This is a genomic window from Candidatus Eisenbacteria bacterium (assembly GCA_016867495.1).
Taxonomy (GTDB): domain Bacteria; phylum Eisenbacteria; class RBG-16-71-46; order CAIMUX01; family VGJL01; genus VGJL01.
In genome coordinates, this window is record VGJL01000330.1 from 1 (window position 1) to 1,990 (window position 1,990).

Annotated in this window: 2 protein-coding genes; both read left to right on the forward strand. The window is 64.1% G+C overall.

Annotation, left to right across the window (positions count from 1 at the left end; translation table 11 throughout):
- Window positions 1-226: 226 nt before the first annotated feature.
- Window positions 227-1,294 carry a TIGR00730 family Rossman fold protein gene (locus tag FJY88_13975; GenBank protein ID MBM3288434.1) on the forward strand — a complete coding sequence of 356 codons (1,068 nt, stop codon included), beginning with the start codon at window positions 227-229 and terminating at the stop codon, window positions 1,292-1,294.
- Window positions 1,291-1,990, forward strand: a 700-nt coding sequence (gene thiD, locus FJY88_13980; protein MBM3288435.1) for a bifunctional hydroxymethylpyrimidine kinase/phosphomethylpyrimidine kinase, incomplete at its 3' end; no start/stop codon positions are given. The genes FJY88_13975 and thiD, both read left to right, overlap by 4 nt.

Sequence of the window (1,990 nt, forward strand, 5' to 3'; positions counted from 1 at the left end):
TATCCAACTTCGTGCCAGAAGCCGCGCGCATGGCTATCGCACGATTCGCGCGGAAGTTGCGCTGCCTGATGATGGTGAGGGAGACGGGTCTTCGAGCGTGGGGCATGTGACACGCGATCCGGCGAGTTTCAATAGCGAACAACGCCTGTTTCTTGTTGAAACGGAGTCGAGTCGACGCGCTTGATGGAGCCGCCAAGGAAACCTAAGCTCGGTCGCGGAGGGAGAAATGTCGCTGAACTACTCACTCGGCGAAGAAATCGACGACATGGTGCTGGACCTGGTCCAGCGCATCGGACCGACCTCAAGCCCCAACTTGATCCGCGAGATCGCGACCACCGCGTTCAAGCTCGTGGAGGACGGAGCGACCCGCGGCGAACTGAAGATCATGAACAGCGCGATGAAGGAGCTTCGCCATGCCTTCCGGCTGTTCGCGCCCTACCGATCGCACAGGAAGGTCAGCATCTTCGGCTCCGCCCGAACGGCCCCGGAGAACGCCGAGTACGGGATCGCCGAGGCGCTCGCCGGTCTGCTCGCCCGGTCGGGCTTCATGGTGATCACCGGCGCGGGCCCGGGCATCATGGAGGCGGCCAATCGCGGAGCCGGAGAGGAGAGCAGCTTTGGCCTGGCGATCCGCCTGCCGATCGAGCCCGAGCCCAATTCCTACATCCGCCGCGCGGACCGGTTGATCAACTTCAAGTACTTCTTCACCCGCAAGCTCGTGTTCATCAAGGAATCGGACGCCGTGGTCCTCTTCCCGGGCGGATTCGGCACGATGGATGAGCTTTTCGAGCTCTTGACGCTCCTGCAGACCGGCAAGTGCGATCCCAGGCCGGTCATCCTGGTCGATCCGCCGGGAGTGGGTTACTGGGAGAGCTGGCTCGTCTTCACGCGCGGCCGTCTGGCGGAACGGGGATACATCGATCCCGATGATCTGGCGTTGCTGAGCAGCACGTCGGACCCGGAAACCGCGGTACGGGAGATCGACCACTTCTATTCCAGATACCACTCCTCCCGATTCGTCGGGGAGCGGCTGCTTCTCCGACTGAGGCGGCCGCCGGAGGAGCGCGAGCTCAAACAGTGGAGCGCTGAGTTCCGGGACATGGTCGCCGAGGACGGGATCGCCTTGTGCGAGCTTCCCAACGAGGATCGCGAGGATCCACTCCTCAGGGGCCTTCACGGCATCTCCATGTTGTTCGACCGCAAGAGCTTCGCTCGCCTGAGGAAGCTGATCGACGCGGTGAACGGCCCTCTGGATCCGGTCCCGCGCAAGGGACACACGGGGGTAAATCGATGATCCCATTGGTCCTGACAGTCGCCGGATCGGACTCCGGGGGCGGAGCGGGAATCCAGGCCGACATCAAGGCGATCCAGGCGAACGGCGGATACGGCCTCTCCGTCCTGACTTCCATCACGGCCCAGAACACGCAGGTGGTCGCCGCGAGCTTCGATCTCCCCCTGGAGATCATCGATGCGCAGATGGCTGCCGTGTTCGATGACTTCCGGATCGATGCCGTCAAGACGGGGATGCTCTCGAGCCCCTCGATCGTCGAGAGCGTGGCCCACGAGCTGCGCGAGCGAGCGGTGGAGCGCCTCGTCGTGGATCCCGTCATGATCAGCAAGAGCGGCTTTCGTCTTCTTCACGAGGATGCCGTGGCTGCGCTCCGGAAGGACCTTCTGCCGTTCGCCCTCCTCGTCACGCCCAACCGGTTCGAGGCGGAGCTCCTCTCGGGAATCGAGGTGAAGGGAGAAGCGGATGCCAGGGAGGCGGGTCTGCGGATCTTGGAGACGGGGTGTCGGGCGGTGCTCGTGAAGGGAGGGCACATCGATGCCCTTCAGTGCATCGACTACCTCGTGACGCCGCGGGGCTTTCGAAGCTACCCCGCCGACCGCATCGAGACCAGGAACACGCACGGGACCGGTTGCACATACTCCGCCGCGCTTGCCACCTGGCTGGCCCGCGGGCTGCCGATCGAGGAATCGGTCGCGCGCG